Consider the following 17504-nt stretch of genomic DNA (forward strand, 5'->3'; position numbering starts at 1 on the left):
CTTGATAGCTTGTGTGCAGGAAACGGTCCGTGCAGTTCGCTTTGCTGTCAGCAAAGTCGATAACAAAGGCTGCGCGTGACGCCTGTGATCGACATGACTGTTGTTCAAGCCGTCTTCGACGCTTGATCTATTACATCTGATCTAAAGTGAATTGCCTTAAGGTTTGGCGATCTCGCGCGCCAAAGCACACCACCCCTCGAGCGGCACTTGTTCCGCGCGGTCGGTGGGTTTGATGCCTGCTGCGTTCAAATAGTCTTCAATCTCAGGTTTGACACCCTTCAAAGAGGCTCTAAGCATTTTGCGACGTTGATTGAAGCCTGCTGCGACAATGCGCTCAAGCACTTTGGCATCTGCTTCAAAACGCGGTTTTTCCAGTGCTTCGAAATGGACAACCGCAGAGTGAATTTTTGGCGGAGGGGTAAAGGCCTCTGGTGGCAGTTCCATAACCAAGCGCGGGTTGGTGCGCCACTGGCTTAAAATTGCAAGACGCCCGTAGGTTTTGTTGCCCGGCTTTGCAACAATGCGGTTGGCCACTTCGCGCTGAAACATCAACGTGAGAGACGCCCAGTAAGGCGGCCATTCGGGTGGGGTCAGCCAACGCACCAGCAATTCTGTGCCCACATTGTAAGGCAGGTTCGACACGATGCGCACAGGTGGAGTGAGTTGCTCAAGCGGATTGATTTCCAAAGCATCGGCATTGATCACTTCCAATCGACCGGGGTAGGCGGCAGAGATTTCGGCCAAAGGCCCCATGGCGCGGATGTCTTTTTCTACGGCCAAAACCTTGCGCGCGCCTTCGGCCAAAAGACCACGGGTCAGACCACCCGGACCGGGGCCGACCTCGAGCACATCACATTTGGTCAAGTCACCAGCTTGGCGCGCGATTTTGGATGTGAGGTTGAGGTCGAGCAAAAAATTTTGCCCTAAAGACTTTTTGGGCACCAGATTATGGGCTTGAAGCACATCGCGCAGGGGCGGTAGCCCATCGAAACTTTTCATTATTTTGGTCCTTGAGCGCTGCGCGCAACCATATCCCACGCCATATCCAGCGCGGCAATCAGTGATGTGGGGTTGGCGATGCCTTGACCTGCGATGTCCATCGCAGTGCCATGATCGGGCGAGGTGCGAATGAATGGCAAGCCGAGCGTGACATTCACGCCGCCGTCGAAATCGATGGTCTTGATCGGAATAAGCGCTTGGTCATGATAGGCGCAGATCGCCACATCATATCCCGCTCGGGCGCGGGCATGGAACATCGTATCAGGGGGCATCGGGCCTTTGAGATCAAAGCCTTCCCCGCGCATCCGCGTGATCAAAGCCGTCATCCAATCGAGTTCCTCGTGCCCCATGGCACCACCTTCGCCTGCATGGGGGTTGAGCCCCGCGATGGCGATGCGGGGCGACGTGAGGCCCCAATGACGCGCCAAATCGGTGGCGGTGATGCGGATGGTGTCTTCTAGAACTTTGGGGGTGAACTGCGTCGGCACATCTTTAAGCGCGATATGAATGGTCGCAGGTACAACACGCAATTCGGGGCAAGCCAACATCATCACGACGTGATCTGTCTTCCCAAGGGCGGCAAGATATTCGGTGTGGCCGGGGTAGGCAAAACCGGCTCCATCTTTCAGGATCTTCTTATGAATAGGAGCTGTACACATGGCGCTGGCTTGGCCCGATTGCACCAGTTCGGCGGCGCGAGCGATCACATCTATCACGTCTTGGGCATTGGCAAGGTTGGCCTCACCAGGCACAGCAGGGGCTTTGAAGGGATGACAAAGAACAGGCAAAATACCTTTGGGGATGTCAAACGCATCTTGTGGTTGCGCTATTTCTGCAAAAGGCGTGCCCACCGGCAGATGGCGTGGATCGCCGATCCAAAAGAAAGGCACGCGTCCTTGCATCAAATGGGCAGCCTTAATCGCGACTTCGGGGCCGACACCTGCGGGTTCGCCACAGGTGAGGGCAATTGGGGGCGCTTGGGTCATTTTCGAACAATAGTGGCATCTGCACGCAGTTCGGCCAGATGACTGTCTGCCATGGCGCCAATACGCGCACTTTGCAGACCTGATTTCACAGTCTCGCGATCCACATTTGCAGATTTCTCGAAGGTGCGCTCACACAGCATTAAAAACACCAAGGTTTCGCCGTTTGAGCGTGTCAGCGCGATTGAGCTTTCGCCCGGGTCAAGCTGAGCAAGCTCTTTGGCAACATCGGCAGGGATTTCACTCAGAGGCAAAGTATCGATGTCTAGCACGCTGGCCGGCGATCCTTTAGCAATGCCGTAAAGATCATCGCATGTGTCAACGCTAGCGCGCAGTTTTGACGCCGCTTTCAAACCAGACTCAGAGCGTCCGCCTGCAATATAGTAAGCGGCATATTCAATGCTTGTGGCGCGCGGCGTAGGGGTGTCAATTTCTGACAAACCGCGCAGTTGAAATATACCGATTGCGTTGCCTGTGGACAATGGGGCCGACACTTCCCCTGGTTTCAGTGTCGTTGCCGCAGTACGCAGTGGAGCAGGTAGGTTGCCCAAAGGCGTCGGAGACATGCGACCAGATTTTTCTTTTCCGCTTGGCGCAACCGAGTATTTACGGGCGGCTGCTGCAAAAGCTGCAATGGAAGGGTTGGCAGCGATTTGTTTTGCCAAAAGTTCAGACGCGGCACGTTCTTTGTCGTCGCGCGCGGGTAGGAAAATTTCAGACATAGATACAAGCAACCCGCCTGACGGGCCGTTGTCGCGCAAAGCACGGTCTATATCAGATTCGCTTACGTTCACGCGGGAAACAAATCGTGCGCGCGCATAGTCTCGCCAAGCGAGGCCAGAGACAACGAAATCACGAAATGTTTGGTTGGATACGCCATTTTTGTTCAACAAAGACAAAAATTGTTCAGGCGCAAGGTTGCCGCGAGAGGCAAAGTCGTCGATGGCTTTTGCAGTGGCTTTATCATCAGGTTCAATGTTGGCGCGCTTGGCGGCATCAACTTTCAAACGCTCGTCGATCAAAGAATCAAGCGCCACTTTGTCTGTCACACCACCGCCGAGAACGCTCATCAACTGGACACGTTGTTGCAACTCATAGGCCGTAACAACAGAGTCGTTGACCTGCGCAACCGGCGCAAACAGGTTTTGCGCGTTTACAGGCAGAACGCTGCCACCAAATGGTACAGCAAAAAGACATGCCACCTGAACAAAGCCTGTGATCTTGGATCGAATGCTCTTCGTTTTCATACCCGTCCTCGCGTCTTGTATTTGCGTCATTTTCTCTTTCATAAGCGGTTTGTGGCTGCGGGCCAAGCGGCCAATTGAGACATGTATTTCATACGCTAAAACCCGCACGTTCCTTGCGATGAAGAACTTTGCGTTCCAAAGGCGCCAAACCCTACGGAGAGTGAGTAGCTGGTCGTGAGATCCGTTGCATCTGAGTCTTCGTAGTCGCGCGATACGCCTAATGTTACGCTGGCACATTCATTGGCATATTCAAACTCTATGCCCGTTGACGTTGTTTGCGCTTCGTCAAAATCATATCGGTAGTCTGCAGTTGCCGTCCAGCGGTCATTCAGTTTGACTGTACTGTCCATGCTAACCTCGGCCAGATCCGTGTCGCGGTCTTCATCTTCATCGGCTTGTACGTAGGAATGAACAAGACCTAAAGAATAGCGTTTGCGCAACAGATCCAGCCGTGTTTCCCATTTGTTGACTGATAGATCGTTGTCCAAAAGGGCGCGGCTGCTCAGGTTCAAGGTGTTGTTCAACTGTGCAAACGCATCGATCAAGAGATCTGAAGACATGCCAGATAGACCTGACGCATCAGTGTAGTCAGAGTCACTTTCACTTGAGAGGATGCGCCCGAGGGTAACCCCGTAACTTAACTCTTGGCCTTGATGTGAAAATTTAACACCGACAGCGCCACGTGCCCCAACGCCACGCCGATCACTGCCAGAAAACTGCGATAAGGCCAAAAAGTTTCCGGCGTCAAATTCGGTCAAAATACTGTCTGAGTCGGGGACATCACCGCCGTAGCTTTGCGACCACGACAATTGTACAATTGGTTCGATCACTTGGTGGGCGCCGGTACGGGTTGTGCGCTCCAAGGGATAGCTCAAGCGCACTTGGGCTCCCGGTGTGATACGTCCAACTTGGTCTTCATAGTTTGAGTTTTGCCAAATGGAATAGGCATCCACAACCGTCGACACCATTCCATCGACGCGAATCCCTGGCCCCCAAATGACGCTGTTTTTCCAACCGGCTTCAGCGCTGGTGCGTAGGACATCCATCCCATCAACATCTGTATCTGACGTTCTGTATGACCCGAAGGCCGACAGTTCGACCCATGCCGTGCCGCCCAGATTTTGTGGCGAAAATACGTGTTTATACGATGCATCTCCTAGCAAGAAGGGCAGCGTGTCTTCAATATCGACTTCTGAATCGCGCAAAGTTCGGATGTGAATCAATTGGGCATCTAGCGCCGTGTCTGATCCATACCGTTCAAGCCACATGCGCGATGACAGCCTGTCCCCGTCATACACATCGTAGTCCTGCAGATATGAGATGTCTGATGTGGCGCGTAGATCGATGCCAAACTGTAGATCATTGCCAACGTCCCATAGACCATTTGCAAAGATATAGCCACGCAACCCGTTGTCGGTATCGTCGGTTCCCAATGCGCCATTAATTTCAAGCGTACCATTTTGGTAAGACTGTCTGTAGCGCAGATCAAGGGAACGTGCTTGTGTCGCCAAAAAAGGAGAAACTGTCAGGTCACGGTGATCCCCCAAGGTGATGAAATAGGGTATTTGAATGCCTGTACCAATGGTAGAGTTATTCTGAAAAACCGGCACCAAGAACCCCGTTGCGCGTTCTAAAGTGGGGTCAGGCAGTCGCAATCGTGGCAGAAAAAATATAGGCACATCCCAAAGGCGAAACTGCGCATCGGTGAAGTAGAGTTGTCTTGCCTCGCTGTCGTGAATCACTTCGGATGCACGGATTTGCCACAGCGGCACCGATGAGCCTTCGCAAATTTTACAAGTGGAACTTACCGTCTTTGCCAAGCGCGTGTATCGTCCATCGATACGTTCCATGCTGGCCGCTGCCAATTGAAACTGTTGATCGATGACCAACCGTGCCGAGGTCAAGATGCCATTGCGCAAATCAGAACTAAGCTCGGCTGCAGATGCCAAAACCACTGTGTCGCCGCCATTTTGCGACAGATATATCGGACCATCAATATTCAAGGAGCCAGTGTCACGATCATATGTGATGCGCTCGGCCGAGAGACGTATGTCGTCGTAGTAGACTTCGACGTTACCATTTGCGATCAACTGCGCGCCTGTGAAGTTCACGTAATCAGCTAAGAGTGCTGCATTCTGTGTCGTGGCATTCTGTGCGAAGGGACGTGAAGACGTCGTGCTTTGTGCCTGAACGTGATCGGTTATCAAGACAAGACCTGAGCTTGCCAGAGCCAAGGCGGGCAACGCGCTTGTGATGACTTGGTGCAGTGTTTGCAAAGTTACGCGGCAATTGACTAAGGTCACGGTCACCCATCCTCCAAATGTAGTAAAAGCGCCAAAGCGGCCAAAATCACGGCGACAGGCGGGGCCCATGCCGCCAGAACGATAGGGATTTCGCCGTTTTCGCCCAAGATTGATGCGAAATTTCGTAAGAAGAAAAATGCGAAAGCCAAAAGTAATGCTGTCACCACAAGGCTTGCTGTATTGCCAAAGCGTGTGTGTCGCATCGTGAAACCTGCGCCGATAAGCATCATGGCAACCAACGTTAAAGGTAAAGCCAGTTCTGATTGAAGCCACATCTTATAAGATCGCGCTGAAAAGCCAGCTTTCTCAAGCCGGTTTATAAAGCTGGGAATTTCCCAAATTGGCACCGCTGACGGTGTGCTAAACGTGTCATGGATCTCATCAAGTGTCAGCGTCGTCGGCAAATCAAACTCATCCAGGGTTTCGGAAAGCGCCTCGGGGTTGCCACCTTCAGCCAAAGGCCAGCGTTTGGCGTTTTTGATCTTCCACACGCCAGGCTCAAGACGAGCGCTGCCCGCTTCCAACCGAAATTCAGGCGCGCCATCAATTGAAAAGCCTAAAAAGGTTACGTCAAATAAGGTAGATCCATCTAAATTTGACTGGCTCGCACGTACCACAATTTGACCGTTTTCATCGCCTTGGCGCAACCAAAGTCCTTCGTCGGAAACCGAAAATATTTGGCTTTTCTCTTCAAGATATTCGGTTTTGAGTTGGTCGAATTTTCGTGACGTCGCCGAGACAAGCGGGTTCAAAACCGCGACCACCAAAACCCCCATTAGAAATGCGACAAGCAGTGGCGCTTTTAAGGCGCGCATTGCGGATCGTCCTGCCGCGCGCGTTACAACCAATTCGGATGAACGGGCCAGTCCCAAAAACAAAACCAAAGTTGAGATGACCATGACAATCGGAAAAATCTTGTAAAGCGTATATGGAATGCGCAGCACAGAAAGGTAGAACAAGGTGCCAAGCGACAGTTCCGCGGGCCCAAAAATTCTAATCTGTTCAATCATTTCGATCATCAACGCGATCGTGCATAGAATGCCTGCGACTGTTGCCAAAGCCATCAGTGTTTTTCGCGCGAAATACAGATGCAAAATCATTGCGATGTCTCCGCTTTGTTCTTAGGCAATTTTTTGCGCCACATATTTGGATCGGCAGCATACCACAACAAAGCCGTGGTGATGAGCAAGCCAACGACCAAGGCCATATAAAGCTGCGGCCATTCGTTTGGATCGCGTCGCGTTGCTGAAATGCCGGCGCTGTCGATTGATTTGACAAAAATCAGCAAGCCGAAGGATAGGAAAATCTGTTTCCATAGCCCGAAACGTGAAAACCCGCCTGCAATTAATCCTGCAAATCCAATCAACGGCGCGACAATCGCCAGCAGAGCTTTCGCATTACGCTCATGGATCGTTTTGCGCAGCTCCGCACGGTCATGACCCGTTTCTGAAATGACAGAAGTCGGGGCGGTCATCAACTCATAGGTGGAAATTGCACGCAAAGATCGCTTTGACGTGGCTATAGGGTCCAAAAAGTCACCAAGACCATAAGCAAAGCTCTTGAATGTGGTCACCGATAGTTTCTTGGCAAGGGTGTCATATTCATGGGATTCCCCGTCAAACATTAATAAAACCGGACCTTCATCTGCTTTGACGATTAAAGCGCGGCGCGCCAAAAAGTTTCTGCGCTTACCCTCCGAGCGGCTATCGGACAGGTATATATCAAACAACTCACCTGAGGGCGGAATTTCTCTGACGTAGAATGTAACCCCAGGTACAGGATGAACAAAAGTGCCTTCGGTCAAAAGTCTTGCCGTGACGTCGCGCGTGATTTCGGCTGATCGCAATGACAATTCACGCTGCGCTAGTGGTGTGAGAACATGAGTGATGCATGCGACCATCAAAGTTACAATCAGCCCAAACACCAAGACTGGGCGCGCCAACCGCCAAGGACTATAGCCGGTGGCTTGCACGACGACCAATTCAGATTCTGAACTCATGCGATTTATCGCAAACACCGCTGCGATAAACGCCGTGATGGGTAATACATCTGCAATGATCGTCGGTAACCCAAGAGTGGTCACCTTCAAAAAGGTCATGATCGATTGCCCGTCGCCCATAAGGCGGTCAAGGAGTATGACAGCTTTATTGACCCAAAATACCAAGACAAGGATCATGGAAAACAGTCCAAACAACATCATGAGTTGGTGGAGTAAGTATTTGTCGAATCTACCCAAAATTTTCCCCAAGGCGTCTTTAAGTAAAATGAGTTTATCTGCTCAAAGAGCTGTCCGAAACCCATAATACGCTGCAAAATTTCGCCCACAAGCGGTGCGCCGCACAATAAGCAGCGCTTGCCCCTCTGGCAATGCGTGCAAAGGATCGCTACCTATTGGAAAATGGAAACGTTTGGCACGCCATGTGACCAATCAAAAGACATTGATCCAAAAAGGAGCACGCCCATGACAATCCCAGCAACTCTACAGGTCACCCAGCTAGATCTCGACGCGATCGCAACATTTAATGGCCGCGTTGCAGTGATCGTGTCAAACGACGGCAAGTTGAACGCACCAGCGCAACGGTTGAACCGGCTGACCAAAGGGGCGGTAAAGCGCTTTGTGGAAAGTGCAGCCTTTGAAAAGCTTGAGGAGGGCTGCGCACAAGAACTCGCCTTTCCCTTTGGGCTGGCAGCCGAGGCTTTGCTGATCGTAAAGCTGCAGCGGTCAGCGCAGACACAGATGGCCCGCAAAGCCGGTGCTGCGATCGGTGCTGCGCTGGATAAAAAAGATGTCTTGGTTTTAAGTGGGTATCTCAAACGTGCCTCAGATGTGGCCCTTGGGGTCTTGCTCAAAGCTTATGCTTTTACCGATCACAAATCCGAAGGGCCCGCGACCGAAACTCCAACGGTAACTTTCGCGGTCACAAAGCCCGAAGAAATCGATGCGGCTGGCGTAACAGCTTTGGCAGAAGGTGTATTTTTCACACGAGATTTGGTATCGGAACCAGCTAATGTTTTGACGACAACTGAATTTGCTAATCGCCTTAAAGACTTGGAAGGCCTTGGTGTCGAGGTCGAAGTGCTGGAAGAGGCTGATCTGGAAGTGCTCGGCATGCGCACTTTGTTGGCGGTTGGCCAAGGCTCGCGCAGCCCGTCCAAAGTTGTCGTGATGCAATGGAAAGGTGGACAAGACGAGGCGCCTTTGGCACTTGTCGGCAAAGGCGTTGTCTTTGACACAGGCGGTATTTCGATCAAACCAGCTGTCGGCATGGAAGACATGACTATGGATATGGGCGGCGCTGGCGTTGTATCGGGCGTTATGAAAACGCTGGCCTTGCGCAAAGCCGCTGCCAATGTTGTTGGTCTGGTCGGAATCGTTGAGAACATGCCCGATGGCAATGCGATCCGTCCAGGCGATGTGATCAAAACGATGAAGGGTGATACAGTTGAGATCATCAACACCGACGCCGAAGGTCGCATGGTTCTGTGTGATGTCATGTGGTACGCGCAAGATCGGTTCGAACCACGCGGTATGATTGATCTGGCAACTTTGACAGGGGCTATTGTCGTTGGTCTTGGCCACGAAAACGCGGGCGTTTTCTCGAACAACAATGCGTTTTGCAATGCCTTCCTCAAATCTGCAAAAACAGAATCTGAGGGCGCATGGCGTATGCCTTTGGGGCAAGCCTATGATGATCAACTGAAATCTCACATCGCGGATATGAAAAACGTCGGCACGCGGGCAGGAGGATCCATAACCGCCGCGCAATATTTGCAGCGCTTTGTCAAAGACGGCACACCTTGGATTCACCTCGATATCGCGGGTGTGGCTTCGGTCAAATCAGCCACGGACTTGGCTCCTAAGGGGGCGACCGGTTGGGGTGTTTTAGCGCTCAATCGTTTGGTCGATGATCTCGCAGCTGCAGGCGAGGCTTAAACATGGGGGCGGCCTTTTTCTATCACCTCACACGCAATCCTTTGCCCGTGACTTTGGCCACTTTGGCTGAAAAGTCGCTTGGGGCAGGGTGGCGTGTTGAGGTGCGAGGCCGCACTCAAGCACAATTGAAATCCCTCGATGCCGCTTTGTGGCTGCGTGAGGGGTTTCTTCCCCATGGGTTGGCTGGAGGCACGCATGATGCGGCGCAACCGATTTTGCTGACCACTTCGGCGGGCGGCAATGATGCAAGCTGTATTATTTGTGTGGGGGGCGCTGAAATTTCGCCCGAAGACATCACAGCGGCTGATCGCGTGTGTATCTTATTCGACGGTCATGATGCGGCCGCGTTGGAGCACGCCCGTGGCCAGTGGAAAAGCCTAACAGCTGCGGGTGCTCTGGCCCAATATTGGTCTGAGGAAAGCGGAAAATGGCAAATGAAAGCGCAGCATCCAAAAGCCGAAGAGTGAATTCAATCAACGTGTTAGAATGAGTTTTTGACGTGTTATCTCGATCTTCTCAAACCGGTGCAAGTAATCCATACCCAGCAACGATCCGAACAAATTCCCATCGGTCACATAGGCGCGCACATCGCTGTCTTGAACGCCGCCAACGTTTAGCGTGTCAATCGATACCACTGATGTTTTGACAGCCCCATTCGCGGTGTTGGCAATGCCCGTATAGGTCAACTCATCGATCTCAATACCGGCTTTTTCAGCATCAGCATGCGACAACACAACATTAGACGCTCCGGTGTCGACCAAAAACTCGATTGGGGTGCCGTTCACGTCCGCGATCAACACAAATTGACCGCTGCGATCTTTGGGAATCTCGATCACGCCATTGCCATGGGTGATCTGCACAGGGGCCAGACGTGGTGCTACATCTTGCCACAAACCATAGCCCGCCAAAACGCCGATGAAAATCAGCGCCCACAAAATAATGTGCCGCAACAATTGCCCCAGTGCCCGCCTGTAAGACACAAGCGTATAGACCAAAACTGTGCACAACAGGATGGCGAGATAGAAAAAACGTGCGGTGTCAAAACTGTCCATGCCCTATAGATAGGGGCACTGGCCGCAGATGTCAGTAGGGCAATAGGCCTACTTCGCCTAAGCCGTCCAAAATGAACTGGACAGACAGGGCTGCGAGCAACATTCCTAGGATGCGCGTGATGACATTGACGCCTGTTGGCCCTAAGGCGCATTCCAACAAGACGCTGATGATAAACAAGATCCAAGTGATCGTCAAAACCGCTGCAAGAGTTGCAAAAATCATTACAAAATTCAGGGTTGTTTCCGCTTGCCCTGTCAACAATATCATCGATGCAATGGCACCTGGTCCGGCAATCAAGGGCGTGGCGAGCGGGAAGACAGACGGGTCATCCTCGGAAATGTCAGGTTGATTGGCTTGATCTTCGCGACGTTTTGTCCGGCGTTCAAACAGCATATCAAGCGCCGTGAGGAACAACAAAATCCCGCCTGCGATGCGAAAGGCTGGCATTGAAATTCCCGCGAAGCCCAAGACCGCTTCGCCGAAAAAACCAAACAAAACCAAGATACCAAACCCGATTAAGATCGCACGCACCGCAATGGTGCGGCGCGCTTGCTTGTTTGATCCTGCTGTCAGAGATACAAAAATGGGCATCAATCCAATCGGATCAATGATGACAAAAAGTGTCACAAAGGCTGTCAGCAAAAAGTTCAGGTCCATGTTTAGCTTTCGGCTTTTTCAAGTTTCTCTAAAGCGGCCATCCATAGCTCTTCTGCGCGATCTTTGGCCTCGCAGACCTCGTTGTATTTCTTTTGCCACAAGACAGCCGAGGGTTTGTCATCATAAAGTGCCGGATCAGCCAGTTTGACTTCAAGCTTTTTCGCCATCTCATTGATCTTCGCCATGCGCTGTTCACATTTGCGCGCGTCAGAGCGAAGCGCGAGAATTTCATCACGGGTGAACACGCGTTTGGCAGTGGCAGCAGGTTTTGCTTTGGCTTTAGGCTTGCGTGCGACTTTGTTTTTGTCGTCCCCTTGCAGCAAAAGCTTGCGGTAGGTGTCTAGATCGTCCTCGTAAGGGGTCACATGACCATCTTTCACCAACCATAAACGGTCTGCCACAAGGCTGAGCAAGTGCATGTCGTGCGTGACCAAAATCACCGCACCTGTGTAGGCTGTCAGTGCCTCAACAAGCGCTTCACGGCTTTCAATGTCCAAGTGGTTTGTCGGCTCATCGAGGATCAACAGATGTGGCGCATCCAATGTGGCGAGCAGCAAAGACAGACGCGCCTTTTGACCACCAGACAGGCGGCCCACTTGCGTGTCGGCTTGATCTGCACCCAGACCAAAACCAGCCAATTTGGCGCGCAGTTTTGGACCAAAGACACCGGGCATGGCTGGCGCCAAATGCTGCAGCGGAGTCTCGTCAAAGTTCAGCTCTTCGACTTGGTGTTGCGCAAAGAAACCGATGCGTAACTTGTTGTGACGTTTGAGTTTTCCGCCCATAGGCTCAAGCGCATTGGACAGCAGTTTCGACAGGGTCGATTTGCCTTCGCCATTGCGGCCGAGCAAAGCAATACGGTCGTCTTGGTCAATGCGCAGATCAAGTTTGCCCAAAATCTGTTTGCCGTCATAGCCAACAGACGCGCCTTCCATATTGATGATGGGCGGCGACAGTTCTTCGGGCTCAGGGAAGGTAAAGACCACGCGCGCCGCATCCTCGGGCGCGGTGATTTTCTCCATTTTTTCAAGCATTTTCACACGAGACTGCGCTTGTTTTGCTTTCGAGGCTTTCGCCTTAAACCGATCCACAAAGCTTTGCAGGTGTTCGCGTGCTGCGTCTTGCTTTTTGGCTGCTGCCGCGATGACCGCACGTTTGGCGGCGCGGGTCTTGGCAAAATCATCATAGCCGCCGGTGTAAAGCGTCAGTTTTTTGTCTTCCAAATGGACAATCGAGTCCACAGCACGGTTGAGCAGCGCACGGTCGTGCGAGATCAACAAAACAGTGTGCGGGTATTTGCCCAAATAGGTCTCAAGCCACAAAGCGCCTTCAAGATCTAGGTAGTTGGTCGGCTCATCGAGCAGCAAAAAGTCGGGCTGCGAGAACAAAACACCCGCAAGCGCCACACGCATCCGCCAACCGCCAGAAAAGGCGGAACACGGCATGTAGATTTCTTCTTCGGTAAACCCTAGACCGCGCAGCAAGGACGCGGCACGCCCTTCGGCGCTCCAAGCGTCGATGTCGGCCAGACGGGTCTGGATTTCAGCGATGCGCATCGGGTCCGTGGCGGTCTCTGATTCGATCATCAAAGACGCGCGCTCTTTGTCTTCGGCCAAAACCGTATCCAAAAGCGACACCTCGTTGCCGGGCACCTCTTGGGCAACACCACCGATGCGTGCCCTTGAGGGCAGGTCGATCGATCCGTTGTCCAGAGGCATCTCGCCGCGCAACAATTTAAACAGCGTGGACTTGCCCGCACCGTTGCGACCGACGATGCCAACTTTGTGGCCTGTCGGGATGGTGACGGTGGCGCCTTCAAACAGGGTGCGCCCCTCAACCGAATATGTGATGTCTTGGATTTTAAGCATGCCAGCCGCTTAGCAGGGCTTTGATGGGCGGTCTAGGGGGATTGAATACCTATCGACGGATTTAAGGCCCCAAAGGCTGTTTGTGATGGATCAAGATGCAACATTCGCTTTCCAAACCGCTTTGCCCGTGCTAATCCGCGCGCAATCGCGGACGTGTGGATGTTCCATGCGTTCGGTCCGAAATACTTTCACACCCTAGGATCTACATCATGGCTATCCAACGCACATTCTCTATCATCAAACCAGACGCCACAAAACGTAACCTTACAGGCGCTATCGTTGCGAAATTCGAAGAAGCTGGCCTGCGCGTTGTCGCATCCAAGCGCATTCAAATGACACTTGCACAAGCACAAGAATTCTACGGTGTTCACTCTGAGCGTCCTTTCTTTGGCGAACTGTGTGAATTCATGATCTCCGAGCCAATCGTTGTTCAAGTTCTCGAAGGCGAAGATGCGATCGCGAAAAACCGCGAAGTTATGGGCGCAACAAACCCAGCAGACGCTGAAGCTGGCACAATCCGCAAAGAGTTCGCTTTGTCTATCGGCGAAAACTCTGTTCACGGCTCAGACGCTCCAGAAACAGCTGCAGAAGAAATCGCTTACTTCTTCTCTGGTCTCGAACTGGTTGGTTAAGGTCGAAAGACCTTACAATATTTAGCTAAGAGGCTCAGCCTCCAGGGCTTTATTAAGGGCGTGGCCAATGGCTGCGCCCTTTTTCTATGACGACCTTTGCCGTTTGCGTTCGACAGCGCGTCGGGCGCTATTTCAACGCAATTACCCCAATTTCATCTAAGATCTTTTCTATCCCTGCCAGAGGATCTGGGGTCACGCCATCTTTGATCGCATCAAAGCGCATGCGCAGCGCGGTTTTTTCGTCGCCGTTGCAATCATTCCAAGGCCGCCCTTGCAGCCCCATAACCATGGCATAGAACCCGATGAAATGCGGACGCGCACCCGATTTGAGCAATCTGGCATAGGCCGCATCAGGGCCAAGATCGCGCAGCTGCGTCGCTGTGGTGATGCCTGCGCGTGCATAGACGGCATCCGTGGCGGGGCCAAGGTTGCGAATAGAGGAAACGGGATCATCATTTGGGGATGTGGACATGAATATCTCGTGTGAAGTCACTATTGGATTGTTGTCCAGAGTGCCTTCAAGGCGCGTGATGAGCAAGTGGGCTAAGGCAAAGTCACAAAACACAAGCGGCGCATCCTTTTGAACTAGGGTGCGCCGGTAAGTCTTGTCGTTGGAGGTAAAGTTCGGTCTTAGAAAGACGCCCAATCGGTGAACTGAACAGGCGCAGGTTCTGGCTGTGGTGTTTGTGCAGGGCTCTGCGCTGATATGGGTTGTGACAGTGTAGCATATGCCATTTTGAGTGCTCCTTTTGACTGTGTGTAAAAGGAGTTTGCCCAAGCAATCTGCCGATGCTTGGGCATAAATGGGGCACATTAAGGTTAGAATGTTATAGTTTTAGAAGTCCGTATAGCAATCAAACCTGTCGTTTACTGCGGTTTTACGACCTGATCGAGTGCACGCAATGTTGTCAAAAGCGGTTGCAAGTCTTCGATCCGCACCATGTTTGGACCATCTGAGGGCGCGTTGTCAGGATCTTCATGGGCCTCGATAAACAGGCAAGCTGTACCAACGGCGACGGCCGCGCGGGCCAAGGGTGGCACCATAGTGCGATCACCGCCGGATGAATTGCCGTTGCCGCCTGGTTGTTGCACGGAATGTGTCGCATCAAACACAACTGGGTAGCCGGTTTCAGCCATTTTCGGCAGGCCCCGGAAATCGCTGACAAGCGTGTTATAGCCAAAGGAGGTGCCGCGATCACACAGCATGATGTTGCGGTTGCCCGTCGAGGCCACTTTTTCCGCGACATTCGCCATATCCCAAGGGGCCAAAAACTGCCCCTTTTTGATGTTGATAGTCTTGCCTGTTTCGCCTGCAGCCAAAAGCAAATCTGTTTGGCGGCACAAGAACGCAGGAATTTGCAGAATATCGACAAATTCTGCCGCCATCGCACAGTGGTGTGTCTCGTGCACATCGGTTAGAACAGGGCAGCCAAATTCGTCGCGAATTTTGGACAAGATCGTCAAACCTGCTTCAGAGCCCAATCCGCGTTCGCCGGACAATGATGACCGGTTGGCTTTGTCGTATGAGCCTTTAAAAATAAACGGCGTACCGGTGGCGGCGCAAGCCGCTGCGATTTTTTCCGCCAGCATGCGCGCGTGATCCAAGCTTTCCAGCTGGCAAGGGCCGCAGATCAAGCCGAATGGCAGGTCATTGGCAAGCGTGACTGCGCCCTTGAGGCTTTTGTTGCCAATGGTGACGGCTTGGATAGTGGTCATATGAATGCTCCGAATTGGTTTGCGTCCATAGATCATAAAGCGCGGGCAGGGTGCAAGCTGTAGGGTGAAACGAGGTCCATCAGAATCGTTCAAATTTGCAGATCATTTGGTGTCATGTCCCATTCATGTTCCACAGTTGGGATTTTTTTCCGTATTTTGATAAAAATATGGATATAAGTTTCATGCTTTTGCTGTTCGTTGCACGATGACGGAGAACCTCCCTAAACCCCGATGTTAGTCTCATATCCAAGCGATCATGGAGGGAATGAACATGCGCATCGGTTGTCCTAAAGAAATCAAAAATCATGAATACCGCGTTGGGTTAACGCCAGAGAGTGCGGCAGAACTTGTGGCGCACGGCCATGAGGTTGTGATCGAGCATGGCGCAGGCCTTGGGATCGGCGCAGAGGATGCGGATTACATCGCAGCAGGTGCTACTTTGGCCAACGTCGAAGACGTGTTCGCAGCAGCAGACATCATCGTCAAAGTCAAAGAACCCCAAGCGGTTGAACGCGCACGTCTGCGCAAAGGGCAAACGCTCTATACCTATTTGCACCTCGCACCTGACGCGCCGCAAACAGTCGATCTGATGGCATCTGGTGCCACCTGTATCGCCTATGAAACTGTCACTTCGCCTTTTGGTGGACTGCCATTGCTTAAACCGATGAGCCAAGTCGCTGGTCGTATGGCGGCGCAGGCTGGCGCGCACACCCTTGAAAAAGCTCAAGGCGGTCGTGGCGTTTTACTGGGCGGTGTGCCCGGTGTGGCCCCTGCGAAAGTGATCGTCATTGGTGGTGGTGTCGTGGGGCGTAACGCGGCAGCCATGGCCGTTGGTATGGGCGCGGATGTCACCATTTTGGATCGCTCAAACGAGACATTGGAAAGCATCGACGCACAATTTGGCGGCTCAGTTAAAACGCTGTACTCCAGCAAAACGGCTTTGGCCGCAGCTATCATCACAGCTGATCTGGTGATCGGCGCGGTACTGATTCCCGGCGCTGCAGCGCCAAAGCTTGTGACACGTGAGATGCTCAAGACCATGCAGCCCGGTGCTGTGCTGGTGGATGTTGCCATCGACCAGGGCGGGTGTTTCGAGACATCAAAGGCGACAACCCACGCCGATCCGATCTATGTCGAGGAAGGCATCGTGCATTACTGTGTGGCCAACATGCCGGGGGCTGTGGCACGCACCTCGACTTATGCGCTGAACAACGCGACCTTGCCGCATCTTTTGAAGTTGGCGGATATGGGTGTGAAAGAGGCTTTGTTAGCTGATCCTTATCTGCTTGAAGGTCTCAATGTGGCGCATGGCAAGGTGACCTGTAAACCTGTGGCCGAAGTGCAAGGGCTTGAGTATCTGCCCGCGCGTGAGGCGGCAGAGGCGCTATAATCCGTCACACCATTTGTGTTTCAAAGGCCCTGCATCTGCGGGGCCTTTTTTCTGCGACGCAAGGGGGGCGAAGGTTCGACGCGCTGCATTGCATTGGGTTGATGGGAGGTATGCTGAAGGCGCATATGTAAAAGTTTTATGTATGCATTTAACGCATGGCGGAGTTCTCGCATTGTGGATTGTTGCGGTGCAGCATTTGCTCCATATTCAAGTCAAGCAAACGGGCAAACGTCCACACAGAAACATAGAAATTTAGGCCAGATCATAGAGCCTTCAAACCAACGACATCCGAACCGAAAGATAGGAATATTAAAATGGCATACGCAACTTCAAACGCACACATCGCTCACTCACCTTTGACAGAGCGCTTCGCAACCGTCATTTCAAACGCCTTCAAGGGATTTGTTCTTTCCGTAGCTGAAGGCCGTTACAAGTCAGAACTGTCTCACCTGAGCAATCGTGAGCTGGCGGATATCGGCATCAAACGCGCTGACATCCCAACGATCGCTCGCGAAGCGGCACGTGGCACACGCACTTAATTTTACTACAAAAACATACGCTTAGATTTGACCCCCGTAGCCATCAGGTTGCGGGGGTTTTGTTTGTTTTGAGTTTAGAGGATGTTCGACAATGTAGATAGCGATAGAAAATCCTTTGCATTTTTGATCAATATGAAATGCGTCAGCGATCAGCAAAATCGTCGATCTGTGGCCCTAGGGGAC

At 52.3% G+C, this 17504-nt stretch carries 16 protein-coding genes; 5 read left to right on the plus strand and 11 right to left on the minus strand.

Translation table 11 applies throughout. From position 1 onward, the window contains the following. Positions 1 to 156 precede the first annotated feature (156 nt). The 6 genes from rsmA to lptF form a co-directional block, all read right to left on the minus strand. Complete coding sequence (gene rsmA / locus WNY38_RS01365) at positions 157 to 999, minus strand: 16S rRNA (adenine(1518)-N(6)/adenine(1519)-N(6))-dimethyltransferase RsmA (protein ID WP_342855516.1); 843 nt, start codon at positions 997 to 999, stop codon at positions 157 to 159. Next, complete coding sequence (pdxA, locus tag WNY38_RS01370) at positions 999 to 1985, minus strand: 4-hydroxythreonine-4-phosphate dehydrogenase PdxA (RefSeq protein WP_342855517.1); 987 nt, start codon at positions 1983 to 1985, stop codon at positions 999 to 1001. The genes rsmA and pdxA overlap by 1 nt, the downstream gene beginning before the upstream one ends. Further along, positions 1982 to 3229, minus strand: a complete 1248-nt coding sequence (locus WNY38_RS01375) for a peptidylprolyl isomerase (protein WP_342855518.1) — start codon at positions 3227 to 3229, stop codon at positions 1982 to 1984. Before WNY38_RS01375 ends, pdxA begins: the two co-directional genes overlap by 4 nt. A gap of 95 nt (positions 3230 to 3324) precedes the next feature. Next, positions 3325 to 5538: an LPS assembly protein LptD gene (lptD, locus tag WNY38_RS01380; RefSeq protein ID WP_342855519.1), complete on the minus strand. Its 2214-nt coding sequence runs from the start codon at positions 5536 to 5538 to the stop codon at positions 3325 to 3327. Next, positions 5535 to 6632: an LPS export ABC transporter permease LptG gene (gene lptG / locus WNY38_RS01385; RefSeq protein WP_342855520.1), complete on the minus strand. Its 1098-nt coding sequence runs from the start codon at positions 6630 to 6632 to the stop codon at positions 5535 to 5537. The genes lptD and lptG overlap by 4 nt, the downstream gene beginning before the upstream one ends. Then, positions 6629 to 7780 carry an LPS export ABC transporter permease LptF gene (gene lptF / locus WNY38_RS01390; RefSeq protein WP_342855521.1) on the minus strand — a complete coding sequence of 384 codons (1152 nt, stop codon included), beginning with the start codon at positions 7778 to 7780 and terminating at the stop codon, positions 6629 to 6631. The genes lptG and lptF overlap by 4 nt, the downstream gene beginning before the upstream one ends. Positions 7781 to 7993: 213 nt before the next feature. Between lptF and WNY38_RS01395 the strand changes: the two genes are divergently transcribed. Both WNY38_RS01395 and WNY38_RS01400 read left to right on the plus strand, forming a co-directional pair. Beyond that, entirely contained in the window at positions 7994 to 9466 is a 1473-nt protein-coding gene (locus WNY38_RS01395; RefSeq protein ID WP_342855522.1) for a leucyl aminopeptidase, read from the plus strand. Between the two features lie 2 nt (positions 9467 to 9468). Further along, positions 9469 to 9933, plus strand: coding sequence for a DNA polymerase III subunit chi (locus WNY38_RS01400; protein ID WP_342855523.1), 465 nt, complete (start codon positions 9469 to 9471; stop codon positions 9931 to 9933). Positions 9934 to 9939: 6 nt separating this feature from the next. Here the strand turns inward: WNY38_RS01400 and WNY38_RS01405 are convergent, their stop codons facing one another. Genes WNY38_RS01405 through WNY38_RS01415 form a run of 3 tightly spaced genes read right to left on the minus strand, consistent with a single transcriptional unit; the run spans position 9940 to position 13044 of the window. Further along, a complete protein-coding gene (locus WNY38_RS01405) occupies positions 9940 to 10518 on the minus strand; it encodes a TIGR02281 family clan AA aspartic protease (protein WP_342855524.1) in 579 nt (192 codons plus the stop codon). 31 nt (positions 10519 to 10549) lie between these two features. Beyond that, positions 10550 to 11176: a MarC family protein gene (locus tag WNY38_RS01410; RefSeq protein WP_342855525.1), complete on the minus strand. Its 627-nt coding sequence runs from the start codon at positions 11174 to 11176 to the stop codon at positions 10550 to 10552. A gap of 2 nt (positions 11177 to 11178) precedes the next feature. Continuing rightward, the gene (locus WNY38_RS01415) at positions 11179 to 13044 is read right to left on the minus strand and encodes an ABC-F family ATP-binding cassette domain-containing protein (protein WP_342855526.1); all 1866 of its coding nucleotides are present in this window, start codon (positions 13042 to 13044) and stop codon (positions 11179 to 11181) included. A gap of 209 nt (positions 13045 to 13253) precedes the next feature. On the opposite strand from WNY38_RS01415, the gene ndk reads away from it, so the two are divergent. Beyond that, on the plus strand, positions 13254 to 13676 hold the full coding sequence (gene ndk, locus WNY38_RS01420; protein ID WP_342855527.1) for a nucleoside-diphosphate kinase: 423 nt from the start codon (positions 13254 to 13256) through the stop codon (positions 13674 to 13676). A 127-nt stretch (positions 13677 to 13803) separates the two neighbouring features. Here the strand turns inward: ndk and WNY38_RS01425 are convergent, their stop codons facing one another. After that, on the minus strand, positions 13804 to 14148 hold the full coding sequence (locus WNY38_RS01425) for a TfoX/Sxy family DNA transformation protein (RefSeq protein WP_342855528.1): 345 nt from the start codon (positions 14146 to 14148) through the stop codon (positions 13804 to 13806). Between the two features lie 395 nt (positions 14149 to 14543). After that, a complete protein-coding gene (kdsA, locus tag WNY38_RS01430; protein WP_342855529.1) occupies positions 14544 to 15392 on the minus strand; it encodes a 3-deoxy-8-phosphooctulonate synthase in 849 nt (282 codons plus the stop codon). A gap of 271 nt (positions 15393 to 15663) precedes the next feature. On the opposite strand from kdsA, the gene ald reads away from it, so the two are divergent. Both ald and WNY38_RS01440 read left to right on the plus strand, forming a co-directional pair. Beyond that, positions 15664 to 16782 (plus strand): alanine dehydrogenase, encoded by a 1119-nt coding sequence (ald, locus tag WNY38_RS01435; RefSeq protein WP_342855530.1) that lies wholly within the window; start codon positions 15664 to 15666, stop codon positions 16780 to 16782. Between the two features lie 314 nt (positions 16783 to 17096). After that, positions 17097 to 17321, plus strand: coding sequence for a DUF1127 domain-containing protein (locus WNY38_RS01440; RefSeq protein WP_342855531.1), 225 nt, complete (start codon positions 17097 to 17099; stop codon positions 17319 to 17321). Positions 17322 to 17504 lie beyond the last annotated feature (183 nt).

It is taken from the genome of Pacificibacter sp. AS14 (genome assembly GCF_038899935.1).
Classification (GTDB): domain Bacteria; phylum Pseudomonadota; class Alphaproteobacteria; order Rhodobacterales; family Rhodobacteraceae; genus Celeribacter.

Excerpts from the sequence above, each read along its gene's own strand:
- WNY38_RS01425 (WP_342855528.1), bottom strand. The coding sequence starts at position 14,148 with ATGTCCACATCCCCAAATGATGATCCCGTTTCCTCTATTCGCAACCTT.
- WNY38_RS01405 (WP_342855524.1), bottom strand. The coding sequence starts at position 10,518 with ATGGACAGTTTTGACACCGCACGTTTTTTCTATCTCGCCATCCTGTTG.
- rsmA (WP_342855516.1), bottom strand. The coding sequence starts at position 999 with ATGAAAAGTTTCGATGGGCTACCGCCCCTGCGCGATGTGCTTCAAGCC.
- pdxA (WP_342855517.1), bottom strand. The coding sequence starts at position 1,985 with ATGACCCAAGCGCCCCCAATTGCCCTCACCTGTGGCGAACCCGCAGGT.
- lptG (WP_342855520.1), bottom strand. The coding sequence starts at position 6,632 with ATGATTTTGCATCTGTATTTCGCGCGAAAAACACTGATGGCTTTGGCA.
- ald (WP_342855530.1), top strand. The coding sequence starts at position 15,664 with ATGCGCATCGGTTGTCCTAAAGAAATCAAAAATCATGAATACCGCGTT.
- WNY38_RS01395 (WP_342855522.1), top strand. The coding sequence starts at position 7,994 with ATGACAATCCCAGCAACTCTACAGGTCACCCAGCTAGATCTCGACGCG.
- WNY38_RS01415 (WP_342855526.1), bottom strand. The coding sequence starts at position 13,044 with ATGCTTAAAATCCAAGACATCACATATTCGGTTGAGGGGCGCACCCTG.
- WNY38_RS01440 (WP_342855531.1), top strand. The coding sequence starts at position 17,097 with ATGGCATACGCAACTTCAAACGCACACATCGCTCACTCACCTTTGACA.
- WNY38_RS01375 (WP_342855518.1), bottom strand. The coding sequence starts at position 3,229 with ATGAAAACGAAGAGCATTCGATCCAAGATCACAGGCTTTGTTCAGGTG.
- ndk (WP_342855527.1), top strand. The coding sequence starts at position 13,254 with ATGGCTATCCAACGCACATTCTCTATCATCAAACCAGACGCCACAAAA.
- WNY38_RS01410 (WP_342855525.1), bottom strand. The coding sequence starts at position 11,176 with ATGGACCTGAACTTTTTGCTGACAGCCTTTGTGACACTTTTTGTCATC.
- WNY38_RS01400 (WP_342855523.1), top strand. The coding sequence starts at position 9,469 with ATGGGGGCGGCCTTTTTCTATCACCTCACACGCAATCCTTTGCCCGTG.
- kdsA (WP_342855529.1), bottom strand. The coding sequence starts at position 15,392 with ATGACCACTATCCAAGCCGTCACCATTGGCAACAAAAGCCTCAAGGGC.